The sequence below is a fragment of the Coprococcus sp. AF102-57 genome (assembly GCF_027686195.1).
In the GTDB taxonomy this organism is placed as follows: domain Bacteria; phylum Bacillota; class Clostridia; order Lachnospirales; family Lachnospiraceae; genus Allocoprococcus; species Allocoprococcus comes.
Map to the genome: position 1 here is coordinate 166138 of NZ_JAQCSY010000002.1, position 14811 is coordinate 180948.

13 protein-coding genes and 1 other annotated feature are annotated in these 14811 nt (G+C 45.2%); of the genes, 2 read left to right on the top strand and 11 right to left on the bottom strand.

Annotated features, from left to right (window positions below; all coding sequences use genetic code 11):
- Positions 1 to 86: 86 nt before the first annotated feature.
- From trpA to PGZ10_RS02175, 9 genes are all read right to left on the bottom strand, one after another.
- Positions 87 to 869 (bottom strand): tryptophan synthase subunit alpha, encoded by a 783-nt coding sequence (gene trpA / locus PGZ10_RS02135; RefSeq protein WP_117556879.1) that lies wholly within the window; start codon positions 867 to 869, stop codon positions 87 to 89.
- Positions 862 to 2046 (bottom strand): tryptophan synthase subunit beta, encoded by a 1185-nt coding sequence (gene trpB, locus PGZ10_RS02140; RefSeq protein ID WP_117556877.1) that lies wholly within the window; start codon positions 2044 to 2046, stop codon positions 862 to 864. Before trpB ends, trpA begins: the two co-directional genes overlap by 8 nt.
- Positions 2039 to 2662 carry a phosphoribosylanthranilate isomerase gene (locus tag PGZ10_RS02145; RefSeq protein WP_270540590.1) on the bottom strand — a complete coding sequence of 208 codons (624 nt, stop codon included), beginning with the start codon at positions 2660 to 2662 and terminating at the stop codon, positions 2039 to 2041. The genes trpB and PGZ10_RS02145 overlap by 8 nt, the downstream gene beginning before the upstream one ends.
- Positions 2663 to 3448, bottom strand: a complete 786-nt coding sequence (gene trpC / locus PGZ10_RS02150) for an indole-3-glycerol phosphate synthase TrpC (protein ID WP_270540591.1) — start codon at positions 3446 to 3448, stop codon at positions 2663 to 2665.
- Between the two features lie 9 nt (positions 3449 to 3457).
- A complete protein-coding gene (gene trpD / locus PGZ10_RS02155) occupies positions 3458 to 4480 on the bottom strand; it encodes an anthranilate phosphoribosyltransferase (protein ID WP_270223518.1) in 1023 nt (340 codons plus the stop codon).
- Between the two features lie 84 nt (positions 4481 to 4564).
- Positions 4565 to 5131 carry an anthranilate synthase component II gene (locus tag PGZ10_RS02160; RefSeq protein ID WP_195255355.1) on the bottom strand — a complete coding sequence of 189 codons (567 nt, stop codon included), beginning with the start codon at positions 5129 to 5131 and terminating at the stop codon, positions 4565 to 4567.
- Positions 5131 to 6591, bottom strand: coding sequence for an anthranilate synthase component I (gene trpE, locus PGZ10_RS02165; RefSeq protein ID WP_270540627.1), 1461 nt, complete (start codon positions 6589 to 6591; stop codon positions 5131 to 5133). The genes PGZ10_RS02160 and trpE overlap by 1 nt, the downstream gene beginning before the upstream one ends.
- 247 nt (positions 6592 to 6838) lie before the next feature.
- Positions 6839 to 7096: a binding site (T-box leader), on the bottom strand.
- A gap of 53 nt (positions 7097 to 7149) precedes the next feature.
- The gene (locus PGZ10_RS02170) at positions 7150 to 9201 is read right to left on the bottom strand and encodes a response regulator (RefSeq protein WP_270540592.1); all 2052 of its coding nucleotides are present in this window, start codon (positions 9199 to 9201) and stop codon (positions 7150 to 7152) included.
- A gap of 14 nt (positions 9202 to 9215) precedes the next feature.
- Complete coding sequence (locus PGZ10_RS02175) at positions 9216 to 10097, bottom strand: LysR family transcriptional regulator (RefSeq protein WP_118198530.1); 882 nt, start codon at positions 10095 to 10097, stop codon at positions 9216 to 9218.
- Between the two features lie 143 nt (positions 10098 to 10240).
- On the opposite strand from PGZ10_RS02175, the gene sdaAB reads away from it, so the two are divergent.
- Both sdaAB and sdaAA read left to right on the top strand, forming a co-directional pair.
- Positions 10241 to 10909 carry an L-serine ammonia-lyase, iron-sulfur-dependent subunit beta gene (sdaAB, locus tag PGZ10_RS02180; protein ID WP_270540593.1) on the top strand — a complete coding sequence of 223 codons (669 nt, stop codon included), beginning with the start codon at positions 10241 to 10243 and terminating at the stop codon, positions 10907 to 10909.
- 20 nt (positions 10910 to 10929) lie between these two features.
- On the top strand, positions 10930 to 11799 hold the full coding sequence (gene sdaAA, locus PGZ10_RS02185) for an L-serine ammonia-lyase, iron-sulfur-dependent, subunit alpha (RefSeq protein WP_008374349.1): 870 nt from the start codon (positions 10930 to 10932) through the stop codon (positions 11797 to 11799).
- Positions 11800 to 12020: 221 nt separating this feature from the next.
- On the opposite strand, the gene PGZ10_RS02190 is transcribed toward sdaAA, so the two are convergent.
- Together PGZ10_RS02190 and PGZ10_RS02195 are read right to left on the bottom strand one after the other, a co-directional pair.
- On the bottom strand, positions 12021 to 13745 hold the full coding sequence (locus tag PGZ10_RS02190) for an ABC transporter ATP-binding protein (protein WP_270540594.1): 1725 nt from the start codon (positions 13743 to 13745) through the stop codon (positions 12021 to 12023).
- Between the two features lie 118 nt (positions 13746 to 13863).
- On the bottom strand, positions 13864 to 14769 hold the full coding sequence (locus tag PGZ10_RS02195) for a LysR family transcriptional regulator (protein ID WP_117824150.1): 906 nt from the start codon (positions 14767 to 14769) through the stop codon (positions 13864 to 13866).
- Between the last annotated feature and the right edge of the window lie 42 nt (positions 14770 to 14811).

A 14811-nucleotide genomic window follows, 5' to 3' on the forward strand; every position in this document is an offset into this window, starting at 1 on the left:
TTTCGTAATACATCCAAGCCAAAATCAGTATTTTTCTATATGCACACAAAATAGCTGCCACCCGGACAGCCATTTCCCATATCTCTTTATTTTCCGGCTTCTTCTACAGCCGCTTTCATTTTCTTCACATACTCAGCCACATACGGCACACAATCCTCGCCATACTTTGCGACGATCTTCACGATTGCCGATCCCACGATCGCACCATCGGAAAGGGATGCCATCTCCTTTGCCTGCTCCGGCTCGGCAATTCCAAAACCTACCGCGCAAGGAATCTCTGTCACTTCTCTTACCTTCTCGATCATCTCACCGATATTGGTTGTAATCTGCTTTCTGACTCCGGTAACACCAAGGGAAGACACGCAATAGAGAAATCCTTCCGCTTCTTTTGCAATCATTTTGATTCTTTCATGGGAGGTCGGCGCAATCAGAGATACCAGTTCGATCCCATATTCCTTACATACACCGGAAAGCTCTCCCTTTTCTTCAAAAGGAACATCCGGTACGATCACACCTGCCATGCCACATTCCACACATCGCTGCATAAACTTCTCTTTTCCGTAAGTAAAAATTGGATTGACATAAGTCATAAATACCATCGGAATATGGATCTCATCCTTTACTTCCTTTATCGCATCAAATAATTTGTCCAATGTACAGCCCGCTAAAAGTGCACGTTCATCAGCCTCCTGGATCACCGGTCCTTCTGCGATCGGATCAGAAAACGGGATTCCGACCTCGATCAGGTCTGCTCCTGCCTCCTGCATTGCAAGGATCAGTTTTTTCGTCACATCCAAGGACGGATCCCCTCCTGTGATAAATGGGATAAATGCTTTTTTATTTTCAAATGCTTCGCTTATCTTATTCATAGATTTCCACTCCTCTGTATCTTGCAATTGCCGCTACGTCTTTGTCTCCACGTCCGGATACGGTCACAACGATGATCTTGTCCTTGTCCATCGTCGGTGCCAGCTTCATCGCATAAGCAATCGCATGTGCACTTTCTACTGCCGGGATGATTCCCTCAGTTCTGGACAGATATTCAAATGCATTAACCGCTTCTTCATCGGTGATCGGTACATACTGTGCTCTTCCTTCGTCTGCAAGCATCGCATGCTCTGGTCCGATTCCCGGATAATCCAGTCCTGCGGAAATCGAATAAACCGGTGCGATCTGTCCGTCTTTGTTCTGGCAGAACAAAGATTTCATACCATGGAAAATACCAGTTGTACCATTTGCGATCGTTGCCGCATTTTTCTCAGTATCCACACCAAGTCCTGCTGCCTCACATCCGATCAACTGTACTTCCTTGTCCGGAATGAATTCGTAGAAAGTTCCCATTGCATTACTTCCGCCTCCGACACAGGCGATCACAGCATCCGGAAGACGACCTTCTTTTTCCAGCATCTGAGCTTTGATCTCTTCTCCGATAACCTTCTGGAAGTCGCGGACGATCATTGGAAATGGATGTGGCCCCATAACAGAACCTAATACATAAAGGGTATCATCCATGCGGTTTGCCCATTCCCTCATAGTTTCGTTGACCGCATCCTTGAGCGTCATGGTTCCGCTTGTAACAGCATGCACCTTCGCTCCAAGAAGTTCCATACGATAGACATTCAGTGCCTGACGATCCGTATCCTCTTTTCCCATAAAGATTTCACATTCCATATCCATCAGTGCTGCTGCTGTCGCTGTTGCCACGCCGTGCTGTCCGGCTCCGGTCTCTGCAATGACACGGGTTTTCCCCATTTTCTTTGCAAGAAGCACCTGACCTAGAACGTTGTTGATCTTATGTGCACCGGTATGATTCAGATCTTCACGTTTCAGATAAATCTTTGCTCCGCCAAGATCTCTGGTCATCTTCTTTGCCTCATATAAAAGTGACGGGCGCCCTGCATAGTTCTTTAACAGATCATCCAGTTCCCGGTTAAATTCCGGATCATTTTTATATTTCTCATATGCTTCTTCTACCTCATGCACTGCATTCATCAGCGTCTCCGGCACATACTGTCCGCCGTATTCTCCATATCTTCCTTTACTCATGATTTCGTACCCTTTCTATGAATTCCTCTATTTTTGTTTCATCCTTTACGCCATCCGTTTCGACTGCGCTGCTCACATCCACCGCAAACGAATTGCATCTGGAAATATTTTCGTTTACATTTTCTGCATCCAGACCACCTGCAAGAAAATATGGCTTTGTAAGCTTTGGGATCAGTGCCTTGTCAAAACCGGTTCCGCTGCCACCATATTGCCCTTTTACATAAGTATCCAGAAGCAGATAATCCACATCCAGCTTTTCTGCCTCCAGAATCTGCTCTTTTGACTGCACCCTCACCGCCTTGATAAGCGGAGTATCCGGCAGGTTCTTCCTGATCTCTTCTATATAACAGTCATCCTCATTCCCGTGAAGCTGCACCAGCTGAATGATCCCTTCCCGGCAAAGTTCTGTGACATTTTGGATCGGTTCATTTACAAAAACTCCAACTGCCGGAATATCCGGATCCAGTGCTTCACGTAGTTTTTCCGCCTGTTTTTTGTCAATTTTTCTCTTGCTTTCCGCAAATACAAACCCGACAAAATCCGGCTTCAGGCGATTCACGATCCGGATGTCCTCCGGTCTTTTCAGACCACATATTTTAATTTTTGTTTTTCCCATTTATAAACTTCCACCATTCAGTTTTTCAAGCGCCGCTTTCCTATCCGGGCTTCTCATCAGTGTCTCACCGATCAGTACCCCGTTCTCTTTCGCCTCGCGCAGTTTTTCAATATCTTCCGCTGTCTTTATCCCACTTTCTGCTACAAAAAGTACATTTTCCGGTGCCAGAGTGCGAAGCCGGATGCTGTTACCGATATCCACGGTAAAATCCTTCAGATTCCGGTTATTTACACCGATTACCCTTGCTCCTGCTTCAATCGCTGACTGCATTTCTTCTTCATCATGGACTTCCACCAGTGCGGAAAGACCAAGCCGGTCCGCAACTTTTATGTATCTTTTCAGTGTCTCGGTATCCAGAAGTGCACAGATCAGAAGCACCACCGAAGCCCCCAGCGTCTTTGCCTCATAGATCATATACTCATCAATGGTAAAATCCTTTCTGAGCACCGGGATCGATACATTTTCCGTAATCTCTTTCAGGTAAGTGTCCTTCCCCTGAAAATATTTTGGCTCTGTCAGACAGGAAATCGCAGCTGCCCCTGCTTTTTCATACTCCCTCGCAATCTCCAGATACGGGAAATCCTGCGCGATCACACCTTTTGACGGGGATGCTTTTTTCACCTCACAGATATAATGAATCCCCGGCTCTGCAAGTGCCTTTTCAAATGGGAAGCCGGTATTGGCATCCATCGCCATTGCCCTTCTGCAGATTTCCGAATATGGAACCTTTCTTTTTGCTTTTTCCACACGCAGCTTCGTATCTGCTGCAATCTTTTCTAAAATCATTGCCCTCTCCTATTTTGCTGTGACTGCTTTTGTTGCCTCACGGAACTCTTCGTATTTCTTAAGTGCTGCTCCGCTCTCGATCAGTTCTTTTGCTTTTTCCACGCCTTCGGCAAGCGTGATCCCGTCAATTCCAAGGTAAAGTGCCATACCTGCATTCATCAGAACCACATCTCTCTTTGCCCCAGTCTCTTTTCCAGTCAAAATATCCATCGTGATCTGTGCATTTTCTTCCGGTGTTCCTCCGATCAGATCGGCAAGCGGGCATCTGGACAGCCCGAACTGTTCCGGTGTGATCGTATAAGAAGTAATTTCTCCAAAACGGATTTCGTGTACATCCGTTTCTCCGGTGAGTGTAATTTCATCCAGTCCGTCCTCGCCACAAACGGCAACGCCCCTGGTCACACCCAGATTGGAAAGTACCTCTGCCATCGTTCCTGCAAGCTCTTTATCATATACACCGAGAAGCTGCATGGTTGCCGCTGCCGGATTGGAAAGAGGTCCGAGAATATTGAATACTGTTCTCACTCCCAGCTCTTTTCTGACCGGTGCCGCATATTTCATCGATGAGTGGTAAACCGGTGCAAACATGAAGCAGATACCAGTCTCGTTTAATACTGTTTCATTCTGCTCCGCAGTAAGTGCAACTTCCACGCCAAGCTTTTCAAGAACATCAGCTGCTCCGCTCCGGCTGGACACGCTGCGGTTTCCATGCTTTGCAACCGGCACGCCGCCTGCTGCCACTACAAATGCAGATGTTGTGGAAATGTTGAAGGTTCCCACCTGGTCTCCGCCCGTTCCGACGATATCAATGACCTCTCTCTCCGGTTTGATCTTCACACCCTTTTCACGCATCACTTCTGCAAATGCGGTAATCTCATCAATGGTCTCGCCCTGCATGGAAAGTGCCATCAAAAGACCGCCCATCTGCGCCTGCGTAGCAGTACCATCCATCATTTCTTCCATGACACCTCTTGCCTCTTCGTATGTAAGATCTTCTTTTTTTGTTAACTTTGCAATTGCTTCTCTGATCATAATTTTTGTCCTCCATCTTATCTGCCTTGTTGTCTCTGCTATTTTATGAGTTGGTTTCAAAAGGTATTTTGACACCTTTCCTCTCTACAGCCCCAGAAAATTCTCCAGAATCTTCCTTCCCTTCGGTGTCAGAATCGATTCCGGATGAAACTGTAATCCGTACACCGGATACTCTTTATGCTGGACTGCCATCACTTCTCCGTCATTTGCAGTAGCTATCACTTTTAAAGCTTTCGGTATTTTTTCGGTATCTGCCGCCAAAGAATGGTATCTTGCCGCATCGATTTCTTCCGGCATTCCCTGAAAGATTGGACTTGCTGTATCAATTTTCACGTTGCTTTTCTTGCCATGCATCAGTTCCTTTGCATGGATGATCTCACCACCGTAGGCTTCGCAGATCGCTTGATGCCCAAGGCAGACTCCCATGATTGGGAACTTGCCCTGCAGCTTCTGTACCACTTCTTCACACACACCGGCATCCTTCGGATACCCCGGTCCCGGAGATAAGATGATCTTATCCGGATGCAATTTTTCAATTTCTTCTACAGTAAGTTCATCGTTTCGGATGACCTTGATGTCCGGGTTGATACTTCCTGCCATCTGCACCAGATTGTAGGAAAAGCTGTCGTAATTATCAATTAAAAGAATCATTATTCCAGTACCTCCTTTGCTGCCTTGATCGCATTCATCACAGCTGCTGCCTTATTTGCTGATTCCTGGTATTCATTTTCCGGAATACTGTCGGCTACAATTCCGCCACCCGCCTGTACATAGACTCTTCCGTCTTTCTTGACTGCCATCCGGATCGCAATACAGGTATCCATATTGCCGGTGAAATCCAGATATCCGAGTGCACCTCCGTAGACACCTCTCTCTTCGCTTTCCAGCTCTTCGATGATCTCGCATGCACGGATCTTTGGCGCACCGGAAAGAGTTCCTGCCGGAAGTACAGACTCGATCGCGCTGAGTGCATCACAGTCATCTTTGATATCTCCCTCTACCTGTGAGCAGATATGCATGATCTTTGAATACTTGTGGATCATCATATATTTCGTAACTTCCACCGAATCGAATCTGGAGATCCGCCCCAGATCATTTCTTCCAAGATCTACCAGCATGTTATGCTCGGAAAGCTCTTTTTCATCGGAAAGAAGATCTGCTTCCAGTTCCTGATCCTCTTCTTCTGTCAGTCCTCTTGGTCTGGATCCTGCTACCGGGAATGTGGTAAGCCTGCCATTTTCCAGCCGGACAAGCGTCTCCGGCGAGGTACTCATGATCTCATCGTCATCAATCTTCATGTAAACCATGTACGGAGATGGGTTCGTGGTCCTGAGCACCCGGTAAGGATTGATCAGGCTGCCCTCATACGGGCTGGAAAACTGTCTGGAAATAACAGCCTGGAAAATGTCTCCGTCCACAATATACTCTTTTGTCTTTTCAACCAGCTTACAATACTCTTCTTTACTGACATTGCAGGTAAAATCAATCTTGCTTTTTGATACCGGAATATCTGCTGTCTGCTGGCTCCGGATCAGATTTGCCAGATCCTGTATCTGTGCGGTTGCCTTTCCATAATTCTCCATCACCTTATCTGTTTTCATGTTGACGATAATGCTGATCTTCTGTTTCAGATGATCGTAAGCAATGACTTTATCGAAAAGCATCATATCGTAGTCATTGAAGGTTCCTTTTTTGATGTTCAGCTTCGGCTCTGCGTATCCGATCATCGCATAAGCAAAATATCCGACAAATCCTCCGGCAAATGGCGGAAGTCCTTCAAGCCTTGGCGCTTTGTAATCTTTTAAAATCTCCCGCAGCACTTCAAGCGGTTTGTCTGTCACCTTTTCCGTTTCTTCGCCGTCCTTTTCTATCGTTACTTTTCCACAACTGCATTTTACACGCATCACCGGATCAAACCCAAGGAAAGAATAACGTCCCCACTTTTCGCCTCCCTCTACACTCTCCAGCAGATAATAGCGTTTGCTGACTGCTGCGAGCTTCCGTAGAAGTGTGATCGATGTAATAACGTCTGCGTAGATTTCACGGCAAACCGGAATGATGTCATAATCCGGTGCCATTTTTAAAATTTCATCACAATCTGGGTACATGATTCTTTCCTCCTGATTTTTCGTTGTTGTTTTTATGTTGAGTAAGCTTGTTTTTGAATGATTTACTCCGGGCGTGCGTCTTTACACACCTCGATTCCGCTACGCTGCATCTCGGTCGTGTGAAGACTGCTTATACGTCCTGTAAAGAATCATTCTTTGTGCAAGCACAAAAATGATTCTTTTTCGGACGTGCACGCCCTCTTTGTAGCACGAAAAAAGAGCTTTCGTCTCTGTATAAGATTTTCACTTATACAGGGACAAAAGCTCTTGAAATTCTACTTCTGCGGTACCACCCTTATTGCCGATTTTGATCGACCTCTCAACTGCGTACTGACATACACATCTCCTTGGTAACGGGCGAGCATCCCGTCAGCGTCTACTCCTGCCCTGCAGTTTCAAGCTGCCCTCACAAGTCCATTCGGTAAAAACTCTTACTACTGCCTTTCCACCATCGGCAGCTCTCTGGAAATAAATATCTTTACTTACTCCTCTTGCTCATCGGTTTATTGCTTTAATTGGTTACAGTATATGCTGACATTTTCCATTTGTCAACTGATTTTTTTATTTATTTTTGCAAAATTTCGCAATTGTCTCAATTACTTTTTTCATCTGGAATGGCTTCGACAGATGTGCATTCATTCCTGCTTCCATACATCTTCTGGCATCCTCTTCAAATGCATTCGCCGTCATTGCAATGATCGGAATATCTTTTGCATCCTGCCGGTTCATTGCACGGATCCTTTTCGTTGCGGTGATTCCATCCATGTTTGGCATCATAATATCCATCAGGATCGCATCAAAAGTTCCTGGTTCACTTCTGGCAAATGCACCGACCGCCTGCTGTCCATCCTTCACCAGAGTAATGTGGGCGCCTTCATCCTTCAGCAATACCTCTGCAATCTCCGCATTCAGCTCATTGTCTTCTGCAAGCAGAAGATTGAGTCCAGAGATACTCGGAGTCTCCTCTGCAGGAAGGCTCTCCACCTTTTTCTTTTCCTGTGTCACCTCAAAAGGAAGCGTGATGATAAATGTACTACCCTTTCCCTCTATACTGCTCACTTCGATTGTACCATTCATTTTGTGGACAAGTGTATTGACAATTGCCATTCCAAGTCCGGTTCCATTATAAACACTTCTTGCGTCCGTATGCTCCTGTGCAAACGGTTCAAAGATATGCTTCAGGAATTCCTGGCTCATCCCTCTTCCCGTATCTGAAATGATCCATCGATAGGTGACAATTCCATCCTTCAATCCTAAATTTTCCAGACGGATCTTTACTTTTCCACCGATCTGATTATATTTCACACAGTTCCCATATACATTCAGGAAAAGCTGACGGACATGTAACGCACTCGCATACACATACGGGAACTCTACCTTATCCGATGTTCTGTCATACTCTATGTTAACACCTGCTTCTGCTGCACGTTGCTCCATGATCGTCAGAATATCCTGCGATAACTCATTTAAATTTACCACATCATGTGCCAGAACCATCTCTCCACTTTCCAGTTTGCTCATCTGCAACACATCATTGATCAGTGCCAGAAGATGATTGGCTGCTATCAGCATTTTCTCCCGGTTTTTATCTACCTGTTCTCTGTCCTCCGGATGCTTCGCGTCAATCTTAAGTAAGCCGACAATTCCATTTAACGGTGTCCTTATATCATGGCTCATCCGTGAAAGGAATCCTGTCTTCGCTGTGTTTGCCGCCTTCGCTTCCTCTGCCGACTTCTTGATTTCTTCTGCGTAACGCGCCTCTTTATAACTCCGCATTCCACGCTGCCAGTACAATATCGCGATCAGGACCGCAAGGAGTGCACCCAACAGCCTGTTCAGCCAAATCTGTGATTTGGAATACCATCCTTCTTTCGGGCAGATTTCAAAATACCAGGTATCATTCGGAACCTCACATGCGACTTCCAGAGCATTATCCAGCACCGGTTTCTCGCATTGCGCAATCGTGAGCTTTTTACCTGTGACAGGATTCTTTTTCCATACCTGATAATAATAAGATGCTTCCTCCAGCTCGACCTCGTCTATAAATTTCTCCCAGTCAATAACCAGAATCGTAAATCCCCAGAATTCTTCCTGCCCGTTTTCTCCTTTCACATAGACCGGATCGAATAATAATGCGCCCTCTCCACCCTGCACCAGCTGAAACGGACCTGCGATCGTATATTCTCCACTGTCTTTTGCGATCGTCGCACTTGTCTTCCGATCCGGATCAGTAAACATGTCCAGTCCCATTGCTTCTTCGTTCCCGCTCAGCGGATACACAGACGATACAGTACCGCCTTTTGCCAGTTCGATCACATCGATCACATCATCATCGGCCATCATAAACCCGGAAAGCTCCGTAAAATTTTCATCGGATATCGTACTTCCAGACTCAATGATCTGTTTCAGCAGATCGGATTTTGACAGATATTTATTAATCTGCGCCTCTATTCTCCGGACAGTAGCCTCCGCTGTATAAGTTGCTTTTAGTTTTTCTTCATTTATACGGTTCATTGTCTGCAAATGCACCGCACAGTTTATCCCGATAAAAATAACAATAAATACCAGTATTGTCTTGTTCCGGATTCTCCCAGTATATTTTTTCTTATCCATAGCTGTATTTTCTCTTAGTTGTCCTCCAGTGCAAACTCTGCAAATTTCTCCATCTCTTTTGTCTTGAACTTATTTTTATGATAGAAAATCTGACGATACATCGTAATTTCTATATCTTTCACATCCAAAAGTGTGAGTTTCTTTTTCTCAATATCATCTTCTACTGCAAAACGTGGCAGGAATGAAACGCCTCCCCCACGCATCAGCATTTTTTTGATAAATGCAGTATCACTGATCTCCAGCATCGGAGAAAGCTCTTTTCTTCTTAACGCCAGCTGACCATCAAGTGCCTGCCTGTAATTGGCATTGCGCTCTGTAAGATAAAAAGACTCTTTCAGCAGATCATCAAGCAATAAATTTCTTTCTTTTGCCAGCCGGTGACTGACTGATGTCACAAACATAACTGGTTCTGCCTTCTCCATCACCTTAATCCAGTTGCTGTCCCATCTTGGTGTATCCAGAATATAGATCATATCCAGTTCATTATGTTCCATCATCTGGATCAGCTTTTCCGGAGAATCTACCGTGATCCGGATAGAAACCCTGGGATACTGTTCCCTGAATTTCCTTATGATCTTTGGAAATTTCACCGTACACAGAGACTCGATCGTCCCAATGTGAAGTGGGTTTTTCAATTCATCCGTATCATTCATGGATGCTTTCGCCTGATGAACATCATAAAGGATCCGGTTGGCATGCTCCAGAAATTCTTCCCCCTGCGGGGTAAGCACCACTTTCTTTCCTGTCCTGTCGAACAGCCTTTTCCCAAGTTCATTTTCCAGCTGTCGGATCTGAACCGTCACTGCCGACTGCGAATACCCCAGCATCTCTGCCGTTCTGGAAAAGCTCTGCATCTGCGCGATCTGTATAAAAGTCTGTAATTGACGTAATTCCATCTTCTGACTCCATTATGAAAAATTTTCAACGTCTTCATAAAATCTATGAATTTGTTTCACTCATAAGTTGATGGTACAATATAACTAATAAGACGTCAATCCTTTTTACTTACGTAAAACAATTATTTTACAGGAGGTTTACTATGTCCTTTATCAGTGTTTTTGATGTCATGGGACCGAATATGATCGGACCATCAAGCTCCCATACTGCGGGAGCTGCCAGAATCGCTCTGCTTGCAAGAAAGCTTCTCACCGGTTCTCTTAAAAAAGTAGAATTTACCCTTTATGGATCTTTTGCCAAAACCTATCACGGTCATGGTACGGACCGTGCTCTTCTCGGCGGTATTATGGGATTTGCCACCGATGACGTGCGCATCCGCGATTCCTTCCAGATCGCGACAGACAACGGAATCGAATATTCTTTCATTCCGAACAACGTAGAAACCGACGTACACCCGAATACCGTCGATATCCTGATGGTAAATGAAGAAGGGCTGGAGATGACGATCCGCGGAGAATCTCTCGGTGGCGGAAAAGCCCGCCTGTGCCGGATCAATGGTGTGGAGGTCGATTTTACCGGAGAATACAGCTCGATCGTCGTCGTTCAGAAAGATGCACCGGGCGTTGTTGCTTACATTACCAAATGCCTCAGCGAACTTGGAATCAATATCGCATTCATGCGTCTGTTCCGCGAATCCAAAGGAAATACCGCTTATACCATCGTAGAATCCGATGATCTGGTACCGGAAGATATCGCAGATACAATCAGAAGAAACAAAAATGTATACAACGTTATGGTTGTTCAGATGTAATTGGAAGGAGAATACAGATTATGGATTTTAGAAATGCAAAAGAATTATTAAAAGTCTGTCAGGAACAAGGCCTTTCAATTTCTGCTGTGATGCTTCAGAGAGAGCTCACAGAGGGAGAACAGGATCCGGAAGAGACAGACCGCAAAATGGATCGTGTTCTTGAGATCATGAAATCAGCCGCTTCTACTCCGATCCATACCCCGGTCAAATCCATGGGTGGACTGATCGGTGGCGAAGCAAAAAAAATCTCAGATCACAAAGATACCGGAAAAGGTCTTTGCGGAGATCTTCTGGAAAGAGCTGTCATTTACGCGATGGCAACTCTGGAAACCAATGCTTCCATGGGTGTGATCGTAGCTTCCCCGACTGCCGGATCTGCCGGTATCGTTCCGGGACTTCTGCTTGCCCTCCAGGAAACCTATGATCTTTCCGATGAACAGATCAAGCAGGGACTTTATAATGCCAGCGCGATCGGTTATCTTGCTATGCGCAATGCAACTGTCGCCGGAGCAGTCGGCGGATGTCAGGCAGAAGTCGGAATCGCATCTGCAATGGCGGCATCTGCAACCGTTGAACTGATGGGCGGATCCCCGGAACAATCCCTTGCCGCAGCATCCACTGTTCTTATGAATATGCTCGGTCTGGTCTGCGATCCGGTCGGCGGGCTGGTCGAATATCCTTGCCAGAACCGTAATGCTGCCGGTGTGGCAAATGCAACGATCGCTGCAGAGATCGCCCTTTCCGGAGTACGCCAGCTGATTCCATTCGATGAAATGCTGGAAGCGGTGTACACTGTAGGAAAGCGTCTTCCGGCAGAGCTTCGGGAGACAGCTCTCGGCGGATGCGCAACGACACCGTCTGCATGCGCAGCCTGCCATATGTGTGATTAAGCTGTGTAATGTTTTGCAAATATAGACCAGCACACACTGCTTACAATTTTACGATATAAAAAGCTTCTTTTTCAGAAACGGCCCTCCTGTTTTTCTGAAAAGAAGCTTTTTTGTTTACTTATTTTGATTTCCTCACTTACTCATGTTTTTGAGGATTGCGAGAGTGCAAAGCACGTAGCAATCTGGTATCAAAGGTGTCAAAATACCTTTTGACACCAACATCATGACATCTCATAATAATGCGCATAAATTCCACCCTGCTCAAGCAATTCATCATGATTTCCCCGTTCAGCGATTCCATTATTTGCAACCACAAGAATCTCATCCGCATTGCGGATCGTAGAAAGCCGGTGTGCGATCGTGATCGTGGTCCGGTTCTTCGCAAGCTCTTCCAGGCTCTGCTGGATCCAGCGCTCACTCTCATTGTCAAGCGCACTGGTCGCCTCGTCCAAAATCAATATCGGCGGATTCTTAAGAAATACTCTTGCAATCGAAATCCTCTGCTTCTGTCCACCCGACAGACGGGTTCCTCGTTCTCCTACAAAGCTGTCATATCCATCCGGCAGGGACATGATAAATTCATGGATATTTGCCTTCTTCGCCGCATCGATAATTTCTTCCATCGATGCCCCCGGTTTTCCATAAGCAATATTTTCCCTGATCGATCCACAGAACAGATAGACATCCTGCTGTACCAGTCCGATCTGACTTCTCAGACTTTCCAGTGTCAGCTTTCTTACATCCTGCCCATCGATCGTGATCACACCTCCGGTCACATCATAAAATCTTGGAAGCAGGGAACAGATCGTCGTCTTTCCACTTCCCGACGGTCCCACAAGGGCAATGGATCTTCCAGCCGGGATCTTAAAAGATACCCGATCCAGTACCGGCGTATCATCATCACTGTAATGGAAAGAAACATTTTTATATTCCACTTCACCCTTTACATTTTCAAGTGGCTCCGCATCCGGTGCATTTACAATCTCCGGCTCCGTCTCCACAACATCCAGAAAGCGCCGGAAACCGGAAAGACCTTTCTGCATCATCTCGGTAAGCTCCACAAGAATCTGGATCGGACTGATAAAAATTCCGATGTAAAGCGCATACATGGCAAGATCGGCAGCTTCCATTTTCCCATGTGCGATCAGCCATCCACCGAACACTAATGTGATCAGATACATCATTCCCTGGAAGAAAAGATTGCCACTCATAAAGCTTCCCATACAATGATAGTTTGCATCCTTGGATACCAGAAATCCTTCATTGCTTTTCTTGAATTTCTCCCGTTCAATCTTTTCATTTGCAAACGACTGCACCACACGGATTCCCGCAAGTGTATCCTGCAGACTGGAATTGACATCCCCGATCTTTCTCCGGTTGTCCATAAAAGTCTCCTGCATCTGACGGTTCTGCTTATAAGAAAAGATCAGCATAAATACAACCATCACAAGCAGCGGAATCGCCAGTCTCCAGTTAATAAGAAACAAAAATGTAAACGAACCAACGATTTTAATTACGGATATAAATAAATTCTCCGGTCCATGGTGCGCAAACTCGGAAATATCAAACAGATCCGACACCAGCTTGCTCATCATCTGTCCGGAATTATTCTGGTCATAATAAGAAAAAGAAAGTCTCTCATAATGATCAAATAACTTCTGGCGCATATCCCGTTCCATATGTGCCCCCATCATATGACCCTGATAACTGACATAATATTTACAAAATGTCTGTATGATATACATCACAAGCAAAGCCAGTCCTATCGGCAGAAGTGCTCCAAGGATCTGTGATGGATCCTCTGTAAATAAAGTCTTTGTCAGTGTTCTTAAAATCTGTGGAAATGCAAGATCCACCAGACTGATGATCGCCGCACAGATCAGATCCAGAAAGAATACTGTCCTGTACGGCGCATAATATTTTACAAATTTTTTCAGTGTATGCATCACTTTCTTTTGTGCAATGTCCGGATTCCCCGTTTTATCACACTTTACCTCCTTATCCCCAAAATCTTATATTGTTATTATATCGGGAATCTTTCGTTATTTCCACCTTATTCTCAAATTACTTTTGGAATTTCCCTTCTTTATCCATTTTCCCGTTTTCACGGAATTCTTCATAAATCTGCCGGTAATCTTTTTCAAAAATACTGTTCTTCCGGTAAATGAACATGATATCATGCCTGAGTTTAAAATCATTTAACCGAATCACCTGCAGCTCTTCTTTTCCTTTTATGGTCGCCTGATAGAAAAAAGTTACCCCAAGTCCTGCCTGGAGCATTTTCTGGATTACTCCGATGTTTCCGATCTCTGTCAGGTTGGCAAAGTCAGATACCTGAAGTCCTCTCCTTTTCAGCTCATTTTCCAGAATTTCTCTGGTTCCCGAGCCTGGTTCCCGCAGAATGATCCGTTCCGTAAATAAATCTTTTATCGATGCTCCCCTGAATCTTTCCGCAATTTTTTTATTTCCTGCTGCCACATATTCTTCCTGACTATAAAGAAGATACTCATATTCATCTTTTGGAAATTCTCCCTCGATGATTGCAAAATCCAGTTCCCCTGCATCAAGTTTCATAAGCAGCTCCTTTGTATTTGCCACCTCCACCCGGATATGACTCTCCGGATGATTTAGGATAAACCGTTCTAAATCCTCCGTTATCATAAATTCTGCCACGGAAAGTGTTGCACCAAAAGCATAATTCTGCACGTCTCCTGCCGCATGTCTCATTTTTTCCTGCATGTGAAATTCGTCATGCTTCATCGTAAGTGCTGACCTTTTTAAGATCTCGCCTGCTCTTGTAAGCTCCATTCTTTTCCCATTATGTGCAAAAAGCTCCACTCCGTAGGTCTGCTCCAGAAAATGAATATGCTGGGAAACTGCCGGTTGCGTCAGATTCAGCTCTTTCGCCGCTTTGGTGTAATTCATATACTTGCATACCGTTAAAAATGTATCCATGCGAAAATCCTGCATTCGTTTCTCTCCTCACTGAAATAAATTTTTCTTAACTTCTTT

What these genes read in the sequence shown, in the direction of transcription:
- PGZ10_RS02170 (WP_270540592.1), bottom strand. Translation starts at nt 9,201, where the DNA reads ATGGATAAGAAAAAATATACTGGGAGAATCCGGAACAAGACAATACTG.
- PGZ10_RS02145 (WP_270540590.1), bottom strand. Translation starts at nt 2,662, where the DNA reads ATGGGAAAAACAAAAATTAAAATATGTGGTCTGAAAAGACCGGAGGAC.
- PGZ10_RS02190 (WP_270540594.1), bottom strand. Translation starts at nt 13,745, where the DNA reads ATGCATACACTGAAAAAATTTGTAAAATATTATGCGCCGTACAGGACA.
- trpC (WP_270540591.1), bottom strand. Translation starts at nt 3,448, where the DNA reads ATGATTTTAGAAAAGATTGCAGCAGATACGAAGCTGCGTGTGGAAAAA.
- sdaAB (WP_270540593.1), top strand. Translation starts at nt 10,241, where the DNA reads ATGTCCTTTATCAGTGTTTTTGATGTCATGGGACCGAATATGATCGGA.
- PGZ10_RS02175 (WP_118198530.1), bottom strand. Translation starts at nt 10,097, where the DNA reads ATGGAATTACGTCAATTACAGACTTTTATACAGATCGCGCAGATGCAG.
- trpA (WP_117556879.1), bottom strand. Translation starts at nt 869, where the DNA reads ATGAATAAGATAAGCGAAGCATTTGAAAATAAAAAAGCATTTATCCCA.
- sdaAA (WP_008374349.1), top strand. Translation starts at nt 10,930, where the DNA reads ATGGATTTTAGAAATGCAAAAGAATTATTAAAAGTCTGTCAGGAACAA.
- trpB (WP_117556877.1), bottom strand. Translation starts at nt 2,046, where the DNA reads ATGAGTAAAGGAAGATATGGAGAATACGGCGGACAGTATGTGCCGGAG.
- trpD (WP_270223518.1), bottom strand. Translation starts at nt 4,480, where the DNA reads ATGATCAGAGAAGCAATTGCAAAGTTAACAAAAAAAGAAGATCTTACA.
- PGZ10_RS02160 (WP_195255355.1), bottom strand. Translation starts at nt 5,131, where the DNA reads ATGATTCTTTTAATTGATAATTACGACAGCTTTTCCTACAATCTGGTG.
- PGZ10_RS02195 (WP_117824150.1), bottom strand. Translation starts at nt 14,769, where the DNA reads ATGCAGGATTTTCGCATGGATACATTTTTAACGGTATGCAAGTATATG.